The organism is Dialister histaminiformans (genome assembly GCF_900103425.1).
GTDB classification, from domain to species: domain Bacteria; phylum Bacillota; class Negativicutes; order Veillonellales; family Dialisteraceae; genus Allisonella; species Allisonella histaminiformans.
In genome coordinates this window covers 34,244-50,117 of the sequence record NZ_FMXA01000007.1, presented here as the reverse complement: position 1 = coordinate 50,117, position 15,874 = coordinate 34,244, and the positions used below count along the sequence as shown (strand labels likewise).

21 protein-coding genes are annotated in these 15,874 nt (G+C 45.3%); 2 read left to right on the top strand and 19 right to left on the bottom strand.

Annotation, left to right across the window (positions count from 1 at the left end; genetic code table 11):
• Positions 1-6 precede the first annotated feature (6 nt).
• Positions 7-456: a hypothetical protein gene (locus BLQ79_RS03380; protein WP_091363867.1), complete on the bottom strand. Its 450-nt coding sequence runs from the start codon at positions 454-456 to the stop codon at positions 7-9.
• A gap of 49 nt (positions 457-505) precedes the next feature.
• On the opposite strand from BLQ79_RS03380, the gene BLQ79_RS03375 reads away from it, so the two are divergent.
• Both BLQ79_RS03375 and BLQ79_RS08250 read left to right on the top strand, forming a co-directional pair.
• Positions 506-1,531 carry a tyrosine-type recombinase/integrase gene (locus BLQ79_RS03375; protein WP_091363865.1) on the top strand — a complete coding sequence of 342 codons (1,026 nt, stop codon included), beginning with the start codon at positions 506-508 and terminating at the stop codon, positions 1,529-1,531.
• A 64-nt stretch (positions 1,532-1,595) separates the two neighbouring features.
• Positions 1,596-2,018 (top strand): hypothetical protein, encoded by a 423-nt coding sequence (locus BLQ79_RS08250; protein WP_159427830.1) that lies wholly within the window; start codon positions 1,596-1,598, stop codon positions 2,016-2,018.
• 652 nt (positions 2,019-2,670) lie between these two features.
• On the opposite strand, the gene BLQ79_RS03365 is transcribed toward BLQ79_RS08250, so the two are convergent.
• The 18 genes from BLQ79_RS03365 to BLQ79_RS03280 form a co-directional block, all read right to left on the bottom strand.
• The gene (locus BLQ79_RS03365; protein WP_091363862.1) at positions 2,671-3,156 is read right to left on the bottom strand and encodes a gp53-like domain-containing protein; all 486 of its coding nucleotides are present in this window, start codon (positions 3,154-3,156) and stop codon (positions 2,671-2,673) included.
• Positions 3,157-3,168: 12 nt separating this feature from the next.
• Positions 3,169-3,732 (bottom strand): hypothetical protein, encoded by a 564-nt coding sequence (locus tag BLQ79_RS03360; protein ID WP_091363861.1) that lies wholly within the window; start codon positions 3,730-3,732, stop codon positions 3,169-3,171.
• A gap of 3 nt (positions 3,733-3,735) precedes the next feature.
• Positions 3,736-4,374: a putative phage tail protein gene (locus BLQ79_RS03355; RefSeq protein WP_091363859.1), complete on the bottom strand. Its 639-nt coding sequence runs from the start codon at positions 4,372-4,374 to the stop codon at positions 3,736-3,738.
• Complete coding sequence (locus tag BLQ79_RS03350; RefSeq protein ID WP_159427829.1) at positions 4,371-5,438, bottom strand: baseplate J/gp47 family protein; 1,068 nt, start codon at positions 5,436-5,438, stop codon at positions 4,371-4,373. Before BLQ79_RS03350 ends, BLQ79_RS03355 begins: the two co-directional genes overlap by 4 nt.
• 51 nt (positions 5,439-5,489) lie before the next feature.
• Complete coding sequence (locus tag BLQ79_RS03345) at positions 5,490-5,918, bottom strand: DUF2634 domain-containing protein (RefSeq protein ID WP_091363856.1); 429 nt, start codon at positions 5,916-5,918, stop codon at positions 5,490-5,492.
• A 4-nt stretch (positions 5,919-5,922) separates the two neighbouring features.
• On the bottom strand, positions 5,923-6,330 hold the full coding sequence (locus tag BLQ79_RS03340; RefSeq protein WP_091363854.1) for a DUF2577 domain-containing protein: 408 nt from the start codon (positions 6,328-6,330) through the stop codon (positions 5,923-5,925).
• A gap of 20 nt (positions 6,331-6,350) precedes the next feature.
• Positions 6,351-7,877, bottom strand: a complete 1,527-nt coding sequence (locus BLQ79_RS03335; RefSeq protein WP_091363852.1) for an XkdQ/YqbQ family protein — start codon at positions 7,875-7,877, stop codon at positions 6,351-6,353.
• Positions 7,877-8,599: a hypothetical protein gene (locus BLQ79_RS03330; protein ID WP_091363850.1), complete on the bottom strand. Its 723-nt coding sequence runs from the start codon at positions 8,597-8,599 to the stop codon at positions 7,877-7,879. Before BLQ79_RS03330 ends, BLQ79_RS03335 begins: the two co-directional genes overlap by 1 nt.
• Entirely contained in the window at positions 8,600-10,522 is a 1,923-nt protein-coding gene (locus tag BLQ79_RS03325) for a tape measure protein (RefSeq protein WP_091363848.1), read from the bottom strand.
• A 198-nt stretch (positions 10,523-10,720) separates the two neighbouring features.
• A complete protein-coding gene (locus BLQ79_RS03320; protein WP_091363846.1) occupies positions 10,721-11,146 on the bottom strand; it encodes a phage tail assembly chaperone in 426 nt (141 codons plus the stop codon).
• Positions 11,147-11,166: 20 nt separating this feature from the next.
• Positions 11,167-11,655, bottom strand: a complete 489-nt coding sequence (locus BLQ79_RS03315) for a phage tail tube protein (RefSeq protein ID WP_091363845.1) — start codon at positions 11,653-11,655, stop codon at positions 11,167-11,169.
• A 17-nt stretch (positions 11,656-11,672) separates the two neighbouring features.
• Positions 11,673-13,034 carry a phage tail sheath subtilisin-like domain-containing protein gene (locus tag BLQ79_RS03310; RefSeq protein ID WP_091363843.1) on the bottom strand — a complete coding sequence of 454 codons (1,362 nt, stop codon included), beginning with the start codon at positions 13,032-13,034 and terminating at the stop codon, positions 11,673-11,675.
• A 12-nt stretch (positions 13,035-13,046) separates the two neighbouring features.
• Positions 13,047-13,238, bottom strand: coding sequence for a hypothetical protein (locus tag BLQ79_RS03305; RefSeq protein WP_091363841.1), 192 nt, complete (start codon positions 13,236-13,238; stop codon positions 13,047-13,049).
• A 3-nt stretch (positions 13,239-13,241) separates the two neighbouring features.
• A complete protein-coding gene (locus BLQ79_RS03300; RefSeq protein ID WP_091363840.1) occupies positions 13,242-13,679 on the bottom strand; it encodes a phage tail terminator family protein in 438 nt (145 codons plus the stop codon).
• Positions 13,672-14,190: an HK97 gp10 family phage protein gene (locus BLQ79_RS03295; protein WP_091363839.1), complete on the bottom strand. Its 519-nt coding sequence runs from the start codon at positions 14,188-14,190 to the stop codon at positions 13,672-13,674. The genes BLQ79_RS03300 and BLQ79_RS03295 overlap by 8 nt, the downstream gene beginning before the upstream one ends.
• The gene (locus tag BLQ79_RS03290) at positions 14,187-14,570 is read right to left on the bottom strand and encodes a hypothetical protein (RefSeq protein ID WP_091363837.1); all 384 of its coding nucleotides are present in this window, start codon (positions 14,568-14,570) and stop codon (positions 14,187-14,189) included. Before BLQ79_RS03290 ends, BLQ79_RS03295 begins: the two co-directional genes overlap by 4 nt.
• Complete coding sequence (locus BLQ79_RS03285) at positions 14,540-14,908, bottom strand: hypothetical protein (protein ID WP_091363835.1); 369 nt, start codon at positions 14,906-14,908, stop codon at positions 14,540-14,542. The genes BLQ79_RS03290 and BLQ79_RS03285 overlap by 31 nt, the downstream gene beginning before the upstream one ends.
• 27 nt (positions 14,909-14,935) lie before the next feature.
• The gene (locus BLQ79_RS03280) at positions 14,936-15,850 is read right to left on the bottom strand and encodes a hypothetical protein (RefSeq protein ID WP_091363833.1); all 915 of its coding nucleotides are present in this window, start codon (positions 15,848-15,850) and stop codon (positions 14,936-14,938) included.
• Positions 15,851-15,874 lie beyond the last annotated feature (24 nt).

Here is a 15,874-nt window from a genome sequence, read left to right as displayed (position 1 = left end):
ACCCCCTTATGCATTTTTAATTTCAGCCGCCATATTGGCGAGTGTGGTTTTATACTGGCTGTCAATTTTCGACGTATCAGCTCCCAACATAGCCGCTTTTACCCTTGCTTCTATAAGGTTCTCCAAAGTTGGCTGGTACTTTGCTTTAATCGTAGCAATAGCAGACGCTTTCTTTTCTGCGGAGGTCGGCTCCGGTGCAATGTAAGCAACAGGCTTGCCCTCCGCTCCCCTTACATATTCGCCCGACAAATACCTTGCATAGTCGGCGGCAGAGATAACTTCTACAACCTCCGCATCGGTAAATAGCTCTTTCGCTTTATCTATGAGTGCAGACACCTTGTCTGCGTTCTTTTCTTTGTTCGGGTCAAAGTCGCAGATAATGGATCCTACCCTCTTGCCGGTTGAGTTAAAGCCTGAAACGTAATAATCTACATTCGTTGCACTGCTGTTAATCATTTATTATCCTCCATATAGTAAAATAGCCTCCATGAAGGAGGTCTTTATTATGCGTAAACCAAATGGATATGGCTGCATCAAACGGCTGTCCGGAAACCGGAGGAGGCCGTTCGTTTTTGTAATATCGGAGAATGGTAAACAAAGACCTGTTGAATATTTTACCAACCAGATTGACGCTGAAATCTTTCAAGCTGATTACAACAAGACTCATAGCCATCGCTCCCTTCCTGGACATCAAATAACACTGGAAGAACTGTACCATCGGTGGCTGCCAGCACACACGGCAGATACCTCGCCATCAAAATCGACACTGTGCAGCTATGAAAATTCATTCAAGCATCTCTCATCACTGCACCAGAAACCGTTTATTGACCTGAAATACATGGACTATCAAAGAATCATAGATGATATGAGAAAAAGCGGGCTGTCGTACAGCTCGCTTAAAAAGGTGCGATCACTTATTTCATTACTATCTCAGTATGCTAGCAAGATTGAGCTGACCAATAAGAACTATGCTCCGCTCTTATCCATCGGAAAGAACAAGCAGGTCCGGCCACATAAACCATTTAGCCGGCAGAAGATAAACCGTTTATGGAAATCCGCTTGCAACGACAACGTTGATACTGTGCTGATATTGCTTTATACGGGTATGAGAGTCGGAGAACTGCTCCATCTCCATAAGTCAGACGTCAACATCCGGCAACGTTTCATCCGTATCACCAAGAGCAAAACCGTTTCCGGCATCCGGATTATTCCCATCCATCCCAGAATTCTTCCATTGATTATTGGCAGGATGGATTCTCCGGGGGCTACTCTTCTGAGTGATGCCAGTGGGAAACCATATGACTATAGCCGCTATTGTATCATCTGGCGTGCCGTGATGCAGCTCATCAACGCGACTGGCCACACAACGCATGATTGCCGGCACACTGTCACAACCTTGCTTGACAATGCCGGGGCCAACGAAACTTCCAAGCGGCGCATCTTAGGGCACGCGGGCGGCGATGTCACCGAGCGCGTCTATACCCACAAAAATACTAGGCAACTCCGGAAATGCATTGAACTATTAAAATAATGTTACTAATGCGATACTGTAAATCAGATGACAGCCACGATTTCGCTATATATTTTGTGATTTCGTGGTTGTTACTACTGTTTCCAGCAAATCCGATGAAAATAGGGTGATTCCAGAATTACTGATTTCCCAAAATGCCCACAACCAGCGTAAATATTGGATTGCAATAAAAGCAAATCTTTTCAGGGACCGTGCATATTCCCCATCGTTCTCTCCTCCAAAAGCAACCAGTATACAGTGGGGAAATGTCACTTGTAATCGTACAAAACAATTAAATGGGCAAAACATATTTGAAGGAACATTCCATCAACCGATAGGAATACACAATGTTTTGTATATAGCTGCCGCCCATAAGGGTGGCGCAGACAGTATACCTATGGGGTATGTTGTCACGGCGATTTCCAACACGGAAATTAATATGCGATTTGGAGCTACCTATAGTGGAGACACAATCGGCGGATGCGTCTTAGTGGTTGGTGTCGCTTAAACAGTGGGGACTTTATGTTATAACAGGGGTCGATCAGTATAAAGTTTCTCTTCCCATTACGGTGAATAGATGCCTAGCTGGCGTGGTATCAGACCATGGGATGGCTAGATATGCTTTTGGATTCAGCCCAGATTACCTTATTATATATGGCCCGGGTACCACCTCAGATACTAGGTGTCATGTGATTATAATAGGGGTAGTGTAAACAGTGGGGAAATGTAAGCTTTGGGAATTCCACCTATTGCGATTGGATTTTACCGTTGCAGGTAAGTAAAGTTTTTCAAGTTCTTGCCACCGACTATGATACCAGTCGAACCAATGGCACATCTATCAGTGATAAATACACAGCAACTTTCAAGGCAGGTTTTTCAGATGGGCAGAGGCTGAGATTTGCCACGGCATCCACCAGCATGGGAGGCTTCTCAGGGGTGGTTATCTGCAGATAGCAATCCACATCGCCCACAGATTTCCATATCCTTTGGTAATCCGCTTACCGTCAATCATGAATGCGCCTTTTTTGTATCCCCACGTGCTTAAAACGAGCGGGTCCCCCTGCATCGTTATGTCATTTGCAACTACTGTTATAGGGACTGCACTTAATGGCATTGTTACATACGATTGTCTTGCAATGTCTGCAACATTTCCCCACTGTTCAGTAACCAATAGAAAGGTAATAAACAGAGAACGGAGTGAAAGGAGCTACTACATTAAATGATGCCTTCCCTAGGTTATTAACACCGTATGCTTTTCCATATGCGCCCCAATCAATTGCAGAGGCAAAAAGCTGTGAATGCAGATATGCAAGGGGTAATGATATTGTGGCTGTGCTTGAACTATTTTCTTTAGAAAGTCCCCACTGTATAATTAATCCCCCGAAGTATTCGCCAAAGCAAACGTACCCATTAGTATCAATAAGGTACTTCACGCCGCTGGCGTTCAAAAGCATCTTGATGAGCTTCCCGAGAACGGAATCGGTAGTAATAGCATCCACTACGGTTCCCAACGTCTTGCTTGCAAGACTTGCTATAATTCCGCTGTGCCAGTCGGTAATCTGCGCAGATTCTGTTTCTGGATGCAATGTATCATAGCTTTTATTCTCTTTATTCCATCTGTGCAAGATTGATTTTAAAATGCTCATTACTATACCTCCTTATCCAACTATTTCCACCCACAGCCCTTTATCATCCATGCTGGCTGGCTTATCTGCTGTCTTTGTTACCTGCAGCCGGCTATCGAGCATATTCTCTACATCTTTACGCGTGACATATACAATGCTGCCGTCAATCAGAACATTGATTTCTGCATTTGAGCTGACAATTAAATCGATTACCAATCTGTTTTCGTCCGTTGGTGTGTCTTTGTTCGGGATATAGTCGTAATTATTTCCCGCATTACTATAGGCATACAGCTTTTCGGACCCGTCATCCAATTTTGCGAAAACACCTAATTCACGGGAAATAAATCCTTCATCCAAATCCGCATTAGACGCGTTAAACGTCAACGATATTTTTTCTTTCTGGCTGTCATCGGCCAGAACAATGGGCAGCGTCATTTTTGGAGCCTTTAAATCGGTGAATGTTGTAATATCATCGCTATACTCCAGGCTGCCGCTGCCTAGCTTAGCACACGTAAAGGTAAGCGAATGCCCATTTTGTGCTTTTATCAGCATTTCCATGCCGTCATTAGTAAATTTCAGTTTTGGAAACTGAGCCATTTTTTACTCCTCTCCTGCTAAAACATGATTTTTAAAATTGTGTACAACAGCACCGGCTATATGCATACCCGTATCATCAACGCTAATATGTGCGTTAGCTGTCATTTCATATCGTGTACACCGATAGCTGCGCAAAATTCCAGTCGCATAGATTTCAGACGGATAGTCTCCCAGATTTCTGCACGCTAAGATGGTTAAGTTTGCCGGAGCAATGCAGCGGGCCTGTGTTTTAACTTTTCCCGCTTCCCAGATTGCATCACCGGTTAAATTCAACACCAACGCATACTGATTTTCTCTGACTTCCGGAATTACAGTATCCTTTCCGTAAAGCATGTCATATATCGGCTTTAATGTACGTTCTGTATACGGAAGTCGGTTATTTACCCTGAAAAGAATTTCACGTCTTCTGTCACTTAAGGATTCATCTGGATCTGGAATAATGGAGAGCATGCTTTCCCATCGTTCCACACCTTCAAGATCTGTGTGGAAAATGAAGGTGTTTGCAAACCATTTCCATGCCTTCTCGTAAAGCAAGTGAAACTCAGGGTCCTCACCTGCTGCAATGGCTTTCATTTCTTTCGCAGGAGCCAGCACATCAGGAAAATATCTTTCTACATGTACATCTCTCTCAAGTTTCTTCATGTTTTATCACCTGAAATGTCTGTAATGGTGCCGATGGTGGCAAGGTCAGTATTTTGTAATTCTATATTTTCTTCTTCCCCGTTTAGTGTTGTATGGGAAATATCAGATACATAAGGCCTATCCAGTAAACGGCTCTCAATCTGAGATATACGAACAACAATCCCCCTGTTCTCATACTTGTTGGTTGTGACTACTTCTGTATCCTGCCATCCTGCGTTCAGTTCATCAAAGTATGTCTGAATGGTCTCCTTGATATCATCAGTGCACGATTCAAAGTCATCTGTTCCCAAGAACTTAATGTTCAGGCCAATATTAATTGCACTCTCTCCTGCAGCCTCAACCGTTACTCGATGTCCAATCGGCGCAATACCTACGCCATTTTGTGCATAAGGCACTGGGTCTAGGGCCTCCTGCACTTCTGACACGAGCTGCTGGTCTGGGGCCTTGTTTTCAGACGTTGAAAAAACCACCTTAACGGTGCCGCCGCCATTCCATACAGGATAAACCTTAACTCCACCGATTCCCTGCATTGAGCCAACCTTTTCCTGATAGTCGGCGATATTTCCGCCATAAGCCTGCGTCTGGAAAGATTTCAAATACCGCTGCCGGAAAGCCTCGGTGTCTTCTTCGTCTTCACCTGGACGTTCAACTTCAACAATTTCAGCATAGGTAAGCCCTTCAACATACTGAATTGGAACTGCTCTCCCATATGTCTTATTTCCAACAATGCCAGGCGTTTCACATACTGCAAGATACCTATTCCCATCGGCGGTCAGGCGGGAAGTAACCCTGTAATTCATATCATCTACTGAGTATCTCGAGCCTATAGGGAGAACGCACATTTCCGGATGGCTCTCCATAATTACAATGGCGTTTGTAGCCTCATACGGTTCAAGTCCTCTTTCCTTGGCTCGTTCAATCAGATGCTCTCTGTCAGCCGTATCACCAAATGTATTCTTGTAAAAGAAGTCAATGGCTGTATACAGAAGCATAAATTCGATGGCTGCCGGCATAGTCGCATCGTAAGCAATTGAGCCTTCCCGTTTATCAATGCTTTTATCCATACGCCTTAAAATTCGTTTCTCTATGACTTCTGGTGTTTGGTCTTCATACATTTAATTGATTTTCACCGCCTTTTCTCCCTGTAAAGTGCCATAAATAGTAACCACGGTAAATTTGCATAGCACTGAGCCGTCTTTTGTATATGACATGTCAAAGTTTGTTACCGCTTCGATTCTGTCATCCTGCAAGAGTGCGTCCGTGATACGTCTGGGAATTTCCGGGAGTACATACGGAATAGGTTTACCAAAAAGTTCATCCAATTCTACCCCGTAATTCCATGAGTAAATCACATGCTTGTATCTTTCCGTATTGAGGATTTTATACACGGCCTGTTCTACAGCTTCAAGTTGTGAAGTAATTGTGCCCTGTATTTTTTCTTCATCTATCCACATCCTATACGTCTTGTTGGGATAGGTCTCCTGCACGGCTATCTGAACGCCGCTGCCAGCCCCGTCAGGACTTGTATCTGGTAAAAGTGCCATCTAATCACCCCCACTGCCCTGACAAATTCGTATGATTCGAAATTCTGGATAGGACTACATACTGCTGCGCGCCTTGCTGGCGGATAAGAATAACAACTTCGCCAGGATGCAGCCCGTTATAGACTCTGATTTTCTTCCTGCCCTTGTAGTCATGGTTGTGGCTGGCAAATTCAGCATCTCCACCGCCACCGGCCCTGTTCTCTGTAGTGTGGTTAACTTCTATATCCACGTCAAAATCTCTAACAGCATCCGTAAAGAGCAGGAATTCAGAGGTAATCAGATCACGCTGTGAGATGCGTATACTTACGGGATTAACAGTTTCAACTGTCCCAAGAATATAATCTCCCATCTGCATATTGTTAACTGTCTGATTAATTGCTGCCTGGAGAGTCTGGTATAGCTTTCCATTCAATATGAACACCTCTTATCCGTTTATCCGTGAGAGGTCTTAATTATCCAAGTAGGATGCAGTCCTCCCATTTCCCTGTAATCTGAGCCTCTTACCACTTTGCGCCGGCTAGATGAGTTGCCAACGTAAGAATATCCGCCAGAAGAAATGACCACATGCTTATTATTGCCGTAGACGATAGTGTCCCCGACTTCAAGCTTGCTTTCATCGTACGGGATGACCGGCACGCCATAACTATGCGCATCACTAACTAACCGGTTAACTCCAGCAACCCCGTTCCTAGCTTCTCTGGCCAGGAATGGTGAATTATACCCTCCGACTCGTGTAGCTGCTTCCACGCATCCATTCTGGCCGGAAGGCATGGTAGCTCCAACAAAAGCATCGGCCCCACGTTCGATATTCTGTGATGCCTGAGTGGCATTAGATCCGTTGGAATTGTTGCTATTACTGCCATTAGAGCCGCCACCTGCTCCACCACCTCCGCCCGAAGCATTGCTGACTCCGGTTATCTTATCGTTTCTGACATCCATATCCATTGTATGTTCAAAGTTTGAAAATCTATGGGTTACTGTCTCAACGATAGATAATTTGGCTTCATCGTCAGACTGCTGCCAATCGGTTTCTCCAAGGTTAATGTTTACAAAAACCATAGACCCGCCCCTCACAGACAAATCTCCCGCTGCTCCCTTTATAGAGAGTGTTCTGGACACCTTGTTATAGTTTTCAAGCAGCCTGTTAGCAAGATCCTGAGGAAACTGGTTGTGAGGGTTCGCGTTCTGGGTCAGCTCCAGCACGCCCCACTGCTTACGGGTTTCAGAATTCTCATAGTCTTTGTTTGATGCCGGAGCGTAATACACCTTATGACCATTCTCGCCTTCATCCACATTTAACTTGATGAGATTGTAAACACCCTTATCTATAGTTCCGGTATAGGCATAATCCTGCGCCGTGTCAGAATCAATCAGCAGGTTAGTCTGCAGTTTCTCTATGTCTTTCAGCGTCAGTTTCCCGCAATCATCATAGAGGACATACATCTTGTTCGTATGAATCATGGTGAGGTCCAATGCATTCTGAATCATATCCAGAATAGTGGTATTTGGCTCCCGCCTTTTTTCTATAACAAACCCAGTGTCATCTAAATCACCGACTAATAACTCATAGTCCTCGGCCAGTTCTTTAATTACTTCATTAGCCTTTTTACCGATATAAGAAAAAGAATCCTTATTCAGGAGATACCGGATCTGGTCGTAAGCCAGACAATCCCATTGTTTATTCTTATTTCGTTTTTTCTCAAAAATAAAACCGTGGAAAAACTGCGTCCCATTCCAGGAAACATCCACGGTATCCCCATATTCCATTTTCAGTATGTCGTCTTTAACCACTTTGAAACTGAGTTTTCCCGGAGCGCCTTTTCTATGCAGCTCCCATGTCACTCCGTCTAATACAGCCGGGACAAAGTACTCCTCAGTTTTCTTGTGGTAGACAATCATTTGCAGGCCATCCCCTCCGCCAGTGAAGGTATTTAATGTTGGTCCCTGTGTGTCTGGCATTAGTGCATCACCAGCACTTTCCCTCGTACGTCTTCCAGCGGGTTTTCTATCCCGTTGCTTGCCATAATGTCACGCCAGTCAATAGTCCCATTGGAAACGCCCTGTACAGCCTCCCAGATGCTGGCCTGATTCGTCACCTGGATTGCGTTTGGGATAGCTCTATCGATGCTTTCCCGAGGTTCATTCACAACAAATTTCTTATTGCCGTTTTCATCAGTCTGGATAGTTCCGGTCTTTGTCCCGAACGGCTTATATTGTTTAAGCTTCACTGGCACCGTGACGTCAAATCCGTCCCTCGCGTTTTCTTCAATGGAATAATCTTCTATTGTCACTAACATGTTCGTTGAAAACAACATATTCAGACCGCTCTGCCCCATGCGGGTAACAATAAAGCGGAACGGAACACACCCACGTTTATACTGCTCGAACTGGTCCAAGAAATATTTACTGCCTTTGAACCCAAAGACATTGCTCGAGCCAGTAAGCCTTCTCGCAAGTGAATTAACAGCACTCCCCATAAGGCTGCTGTCATAGTTAGCCCATGGGTACCGCTTGTTTGGAAGTCGTACGTCAAATGATATTTCAGTAAGTCCCGGAGTTTTAAGAAGGTTGGCTTCACCCTCGTTAATGAGGTTGATCACCTTATTCTTACTCCGTACCTTAACAGTCATTCTGGCCGGAGGCACTGGAAGCTGAGTTAGCCCCATAAAGAAGTAATACATTTAAATGTGAACCTCCTTCGCCGCATTTTCCATCCCTCGCTGGATTCCGAGAGTAAGAGAATCAACGATCCCGTCAATATCGGTTTCATTTGAAATCTGATTAGTAACTCCGCCCATTTCTACGGTTACCTGAGCGGTTGTATATTTGTTAATTACTTCACGTTCTGCTATATCTCTGAGATATTTCAGGTCCTCGTCAAGTGTATCTACAGAATCGGCTATTTTCTGGGTATTATCGGCGGTCTTTCTCCCACTATCTGCCATATCCTGAATGTTATCAGGCATATTGCCATAACCGCTGCCGGCTCCAGCACCGACGGCTTGTGGAGTAGGCATCGAGAACTTCGGGATGAGATTCTTCCATCCATCGTTCTGGACAAAGTTATATGCACTGTCTCCCCAACCGGAAACATGCCCGATTTCGTCAATCTTGCCAATGTGAGTGCCAAATACAGTGTTAATGCCTCCCGCTGCCACATTCAGGACCTTAATCAATCCGTTGACTGCGGAAATCATGATATTAACCGAATCCTGCACGATATTAGCAATCGCACGAAAAGCTTCAGCGACAGTCTGCTTCAATCCTACTGTAGATGAACGCCAGGCGGCCCATACCCCAATGGCTGCAACGACCAAGCCAATAACTATACCCAGAGGATTGAGAGAAAGCACAACGTTCAGCATGGCCTGTGCAACCGTCGCGCCCTTTGTCACAGCAGTCCATGCAGAGGTTACAGCTGCCATTATGGCTGTCTTGGCTGCGACTAATGTCACAATACCAGCGTGGATATATGCCGGAACATTTGCAATAGCCCACCCTGTGGCAATGGCGGCCTGATAGCCAAGATAAGCACCCATCACTGTAAACAGAACCGGTGCAAAGGTTTCCAGTGCTGATTCTGCAACAACAAATCCTGCACTTAACCATTCGCCAATATAACTGCCAACATCCATAACCATACTGCCAAGAGCAGAAAGTCCGGATATGATTCCAGACAAAGCAGAACCGACAATCATGAGCCCTTGCGCCGCTACGGATGCAAACGACTTCATGCCTTCGCTATTTGCAATCTGTGAAATCTCCTGAAGCGCCGGAGCAAAGGCCCTTTGCAGTACGTTATTTATCTGCTGCGCAATCTGGCCGAATGTCATAGGCATCTGGCTGAACTTCTGATTAATCTCATCCATATTATTAAAGATTGCGTCCTTGATTACATCCGCTGTGATAAGTCCCTTCGAGCTGAGTTCTTTGAGCTTGCCCTGGGTAACTCCCATTTCTTTGGCAATCATCTGCTCAATCATTGGTGCTGCTTCTGCTATAGATCTGAACTCGTCACCTTGCAGCCGACCAGAACCCAAAGCCTGAGTTAACTGCAGCATGGCGTTTTTCTGTTCTTCTACACCAGTCCCCCCGATAGTAAAAAGTTTCTGTATGCCTTCTACGAAAGGAACTACCTGTTTAGGGTCAGGGAAGGCCTCTTTTGCAGTCATAGCGATTTTAGATACATTAGAAAGCATCCCTTCATAAGAGCCTCGTGCTCTCATTGCCGATGCAAAGATTCGGTCATTCATGTCAGATGCAGCCTGAGCACTGCCAACCACCATCTGAAGTCTGGCCTGTATGCCTGCATATTCATCAGATGCCTTTGCAAGCTTGCCAGGAATCTGGCTAATAAAATCAGCCGCCTTCATGGCAGCCGCTGCCGCAATGTTTGCCAATGCAAACTGCCCGGTTACAGATTTTAATACGCTCCCCATGGAATTAAATGCAGTTTTGAGCCTTCCCCCGCTTTCTGCGGTGTTCTCCACCTGCTCTTTCATTTCAGAAAAACTGTTTGATGTAGAATCGACCTGATTAGTTATCTGCCTTAGCACTGGGCTCATGCCGTCGTGAAGCTCTATAGTTTCTACAATTCCCGCCACCAGCTACCCCTCCTTCCTTTTATTTTGCTTTACGCTTAGCTTCTTTCATGGCCTTCTTATCTTTCTTCGTCTTTATCTCAATAGCCGCCACAATAAAAGCTCTGTCCTCATAAGACAGAGCCATTAGTTTTGACGGTGGCCAATGAAAGCGAAACAAGCAATAATAGGCAACGTTAGCCCATGTATCGTTGCCTTCTATTAGTTTTTTGCTTCTTTAATCTTGTCTTCCATGTCGTTTTCAAACCCAAGTGCCTGAGATACGGCCTTGAAAAGGTTAGTATATTCACCTGGGAGAAGCATCTTCTTAATCAGATCTTCTGCTCCGATTGCTCCAAAGTGTGCCTGAAGTTCTGCATTATTAAGACTTGGATAGGTCATGCAGGTAGCAAGCAGCCGTGCCTGATATTCTTCGAAATCCACCTTGGTTTCCTGCTTACCAGTCGGCCCAATGAACTTATGGGTGCAGTCAGTATACAGAGCTTCGTTGGCAGCGGCTGAGATAGGTCTAAAACGCCATTCAACCGGCTTACCATTTTCATCTGTATAACGCAGGCTTGCAACATAGGTCATTTCCGCTGCCGCAATTTTCGGGGCATTCATGAACGCTTTAAAATCATTAGCCATTACAATTCTCCTTTAACTACTTAAAACATACCATCCAAATCCTTATATGCTGTCGGCATTTCCCAGTCCTCGAATGTGAAATCAACTTCCTGTTCGAGCCAGTCCCCGGATGTATCGAATGCAGCCACGACAACAGAGTCCAGGTTGCAATCTTTCAGGATAATAGTTTCTTCTCCTGCATCCGATGTTGGGTCATTAGCGGTAATCTGCATATCGAAATAGATATCAGAGCCGGTGTCCTTATAATCCTTCATCATCTTGGTAAATCTGGAGGTGTTCTTGTAAATTGTCATAGAACCAGTTCCATTGCCCCCTGTGGCCTTATGCCCAGAGGATACACGGCCAAGAATCGGTACTTCAGACTTGCTCTTTTCAAACTTTGCTTCCAGTGTCTTTGCCTGGAACAGCAGGAATCGTTCTCCGTTGACTGTAACGTATGCGGATGCCAGGCGGGCATTGACCACATCCTTGGCCTGCATCGTTCTAATCGCATTAATTGGTGCTGCCATTTAGTATTCTTACCCCCTTACGCAACAATGGTATTAATGTACAGCTTTTCCATGCAGCAAGTCGGTTGAATTTCTTCGCTGCAAAGTACAGCGGTCTTTTCAGTGCCCTGAGTAGGAATTTCTGTATCTTCTGCCTTATAATTCTGAATCGCACGCACGCGCTGATACTCCTTTCTGAGGTATACCATGTCTCCCCAGAGTGCCTTTCTCCCTTCGTCGTCATTCTGCTCTTTACCCAAATAGGTCTTATTGAACAGATTAGCGGTATCAATTGCCAGCTGATCCAGAACACGGATAACCTGGTTATGAGAGAAATCAGAATTCTTGGACTTAGTAAAGGAAGTGAAAGTATTGATATCGGTCAGCACCTTGGTTGCTCCCACCAATTCTCCAGAAAGAGTTTCCTGTACGTTGTGGAAGATAAAACGTCCGGTCTGAATAGCACGCTGCAGGTCCAGCTGGCTGTACTTGGTGTCCACGGTATATTCCCCGTCATAGTTGGCATTGGTAAGGGATGCATTGATAGCACAGGATGCTTCTGCACCTACTACCCACCATACCAGGCTAGCCGGAGATTCTCCTTTATCCATAACCTTATTTGCAATGGAGATAATGCCTTCATGGTCAGCCTGTTCTGCATCATATACGACGCACTGGAATTTGGACCCGGTTTCATCTCTCATGCGCTTAGTAAAGTTAATAAAAAGGTTACGAATCACATTGTCAGTCCCTGCATACCCGATGGTATTAAAGTAATATGGGGAAATGACGTCCAGATAATTCTGATACTGCATAGAAGTAATTTCGCTGCCATTAGAACCTCCTGTCATCGGGACTCCGGCCGCGGCCTTCAGTGCTGTATCATCATGGGTTGCCCATGCTACATAATCGTTATCCTCTACTTCATTCCACTTGGAGAGAAGCTTCTGTTTATCCACTACTGTAGTCACGCCATCAACGGTAATGTAGGTATTGACATCGAACTTTGTTTCATCGTCTACGTTAGCAACCACTTCTGTAGTAATGTCATTGCCACGAACGCCTGGATACTTTGCTGTACCCATAGTGTTAGAAGCCTTTACCGCATTGTTAGACAAACGATAGAAATAGACCAAGCGTGCATGTTCAAACAGATCACGCAACGGCTTCAACTTATCAGATGCATAGTCATAGCCAAAAAGCTTCATGGAATCATTCTGAAAATCCTCATTCGTAACCGCGAATACAGTATTTTCCGGGCCCCAGTCCATTTCCATGGCCATGGTTGCATAACCGCGGTCTGCAATGGCTGCTTCTGCGCGGTATTTGCTTACAAAATTAATATATGTGCCTGGCAGGATTTTGTTCTGAAACTGCCAGGTGCCTCCGCCTAATGCCATAGATTATTCCTCCTATCTGTTAATTTCTTCCTGCACAGGACGTGCAAGAGCTGTCTTTAAAAGGGCATCAACTTCTTTTGTTGTATATGTCTTATCTGGGGCCAATATGACGCGAAGCAGGTCTTTTACTGCTTCGTACTTATCGGATTCTTCCAGCTGCGCCAGTTTAAAAGCTGGTGCAGTTTTTGTTTCTGTTTCTGCCATATCTTATTCTCCTGTTCTCTGATGTAATTCCAAGGTTTCCATATAAGCCTCTCTATCGCCTGCGAGATAAACAAACCGGCTATACGAAACAGTGATATGCAGCACGTCATCATTAATGACAGTCTCGATATCATCGCCTCGTATGCCCTTTGTTCCTGCTACGGGGATAACCTCAAGCGCAAGGGTAAGCGGCCTGATTTGTTTCTGCATGTCTATATAATCAGGGCTGTCACCTTCTGTAAGTTCCGGGAAGTAGGAAACCTGAAAAGTCGCTGTTTCCAGAAATCGGTTTCCCATTTCACGCTCAATCGAGGAGTTTATCAGCTCAACAAAAAAGCAGGGAGATTGAAATCCCTGCTTCTGTTGCTCGGTATATATGGGAACCTGACCATCATATAAATGCCAGATAGCATCTACAATGCCCTGAGTAATGTCATTCATTTAGTCCCCTCCTTATATACTGACTAACCCGCCTTGCTAAAAGGCTTGGCGCCTCTTTCTTCATCTCATCATGGGAATTGCGCATCATATGAGTGCCTTTTACCCATGGTTTCACCAGGCGTTTTCCAAGTGCTGGCACAAATTGCCCAACATTCTGTCTGTGCCCATACTCAACATAAGGCGCATATTTCGTGTTGTTGTGTACATTAGCCACGCAGGCGGTTCCTTGCATATGAGCTGGTGTTGCTTCCCAGTTTCTGCGGAGATTCCCACCCGGTCGAAGTTTTTTCAGCTTTATCTGCCCCTTACGCTTTCCACTCTTGTATCTGGCGTACCTTTCTGCTGTTCTGACCGGTTCGAACTCTCCTGCCCCTACAGGAGTTTTCTTCCGTACCTTTCTCAGCATCCTTGCCGCCAATTCATTGGCGCATCTCAGCATCAACATTTCGCTATTGGCCTGATCTGACAGCGTATGGAGCTTAGCGCTGAACTCCCTTAATGTGATACTCATGGATGTTCCTCACGAAGGAGCAATTCCACTTCCTGATGATGCAGATAAATCACAGGCACCCCGGAAGCCTCATACATGCTTGCATGTCCTCCCGCTGCCATCACCTTAATGAGCGACCCATGCGGTATTTCCACATCTTCCGGAGCCAGAAGCGTTATACGTTGCGTGATTATCCCAGGGGATACCCCGGCATTGGATACCGGCGGCATATTCTCTACATTAACCCGGCATGGATATGATTCTTTGGATTCCACACGTTTCATGGTTGTCTGATGTGTTACTTGGTCTGTCACCTTCTGGTATATAGACACCGTGAACGTTGAATCATATAATCCCTCAATAAAGGATTTCACCAGTGGATTTTTCGAAAGCAGGCGCATTCGTTACCTCCATCCTGGCATAAAGCCATAGCAAGAGACTTCAGGCGATCCGCTGGAGAATCCCCGGTAATATCCACAGAGACCTTACCTTCTGTGATGCTCCCTATTGTCTGTAGTCCGTCATCCCCAACCATTTCTCCCAGTCTGGCGTTAATGTACTGCCCGGCGGTCATACGTGTATGCAGCGGGTCCAGCGCATCAGGGAGGGCCTCCTGATTGATATCTGCCAGTATTTCCTTCTCTGATGCCTTCCAAAAATACGAAATGAGCGCCATATCGTCCATAGGCACTTCATACCCTGTATAGGCACTGATTAGCATTACCACATCATCAATCATATGACACCTCCAATGTATTTAACCTGATTACGCCTTAGCCGGAGCGTTTACTCTTACAGCATCCAGCGCATTATCCTTAATCCAGAGATCATGGTACTTTCTGTAGTCCAGCTTCCATGCATTAGCATTCTGGTAGGTATCTGGTGTAAAGATACGAACCTTATCCTGCTTGGAAACTGCGATTGGCGCACGACGTGCAATAACAATCCAGTTCATATCTACTGCCCCATCTGCTGCAGCAAAACCGCCGGCGTTCTTGGTTGCACCTGCATCGAATGTATATGCAGACTTAAATCTTGCGGAAGGAACGTCAAGCAGCGGGATATCGTTAAATGTCTTAACCTTTGTGCTAACTGCGCCGTTCTGGAATTCTGCGACATTGATATAACGGTCCACATTCTTAGCCGCATTCAGAATTGCATGAACCTTTCTTGAGATGATAACAACCAGAGGTTCGGTATCACCAATTTCGTCCTGAATAGCGGTAATATCTGCGTCCAGAGAATCCATGATGGATGCCGCTGCCGCAGTATAAGTTGTCTGATGGTCAGCGCCAGCAGCCTTATAAATAGCGGAGTATCTGTAAGCATCTACTTCCGGTACTACTTCAATACGCTGGAATTCTCCCATAACCATACCTGCAGCCACAACGAAATTAGTTTCGTCTACATCCATAGCATCCAGCATGAATGCACGGCCACGGTCCATGGTCATCTTACGGGTTTCGTAGCCCAGAGTTACTGCGCCCTGCTTATATCCGTTATCACGATCATAATCGCCAAGTCCCACCAGAGAGATGGTCGGGATTCTTACTTCATCGCCGCCGTTATACTTCACCTGACCTGCATTGGATTCCATCCATGCAGAAGTAGCGGTTTCAAGCATTTTCTTATCCAGTTCGGTCTGGAAAATCTTCGCATATTCTAATGTGTTAATAGCCATATTAATTTCTCCTTCTTTCGTTAC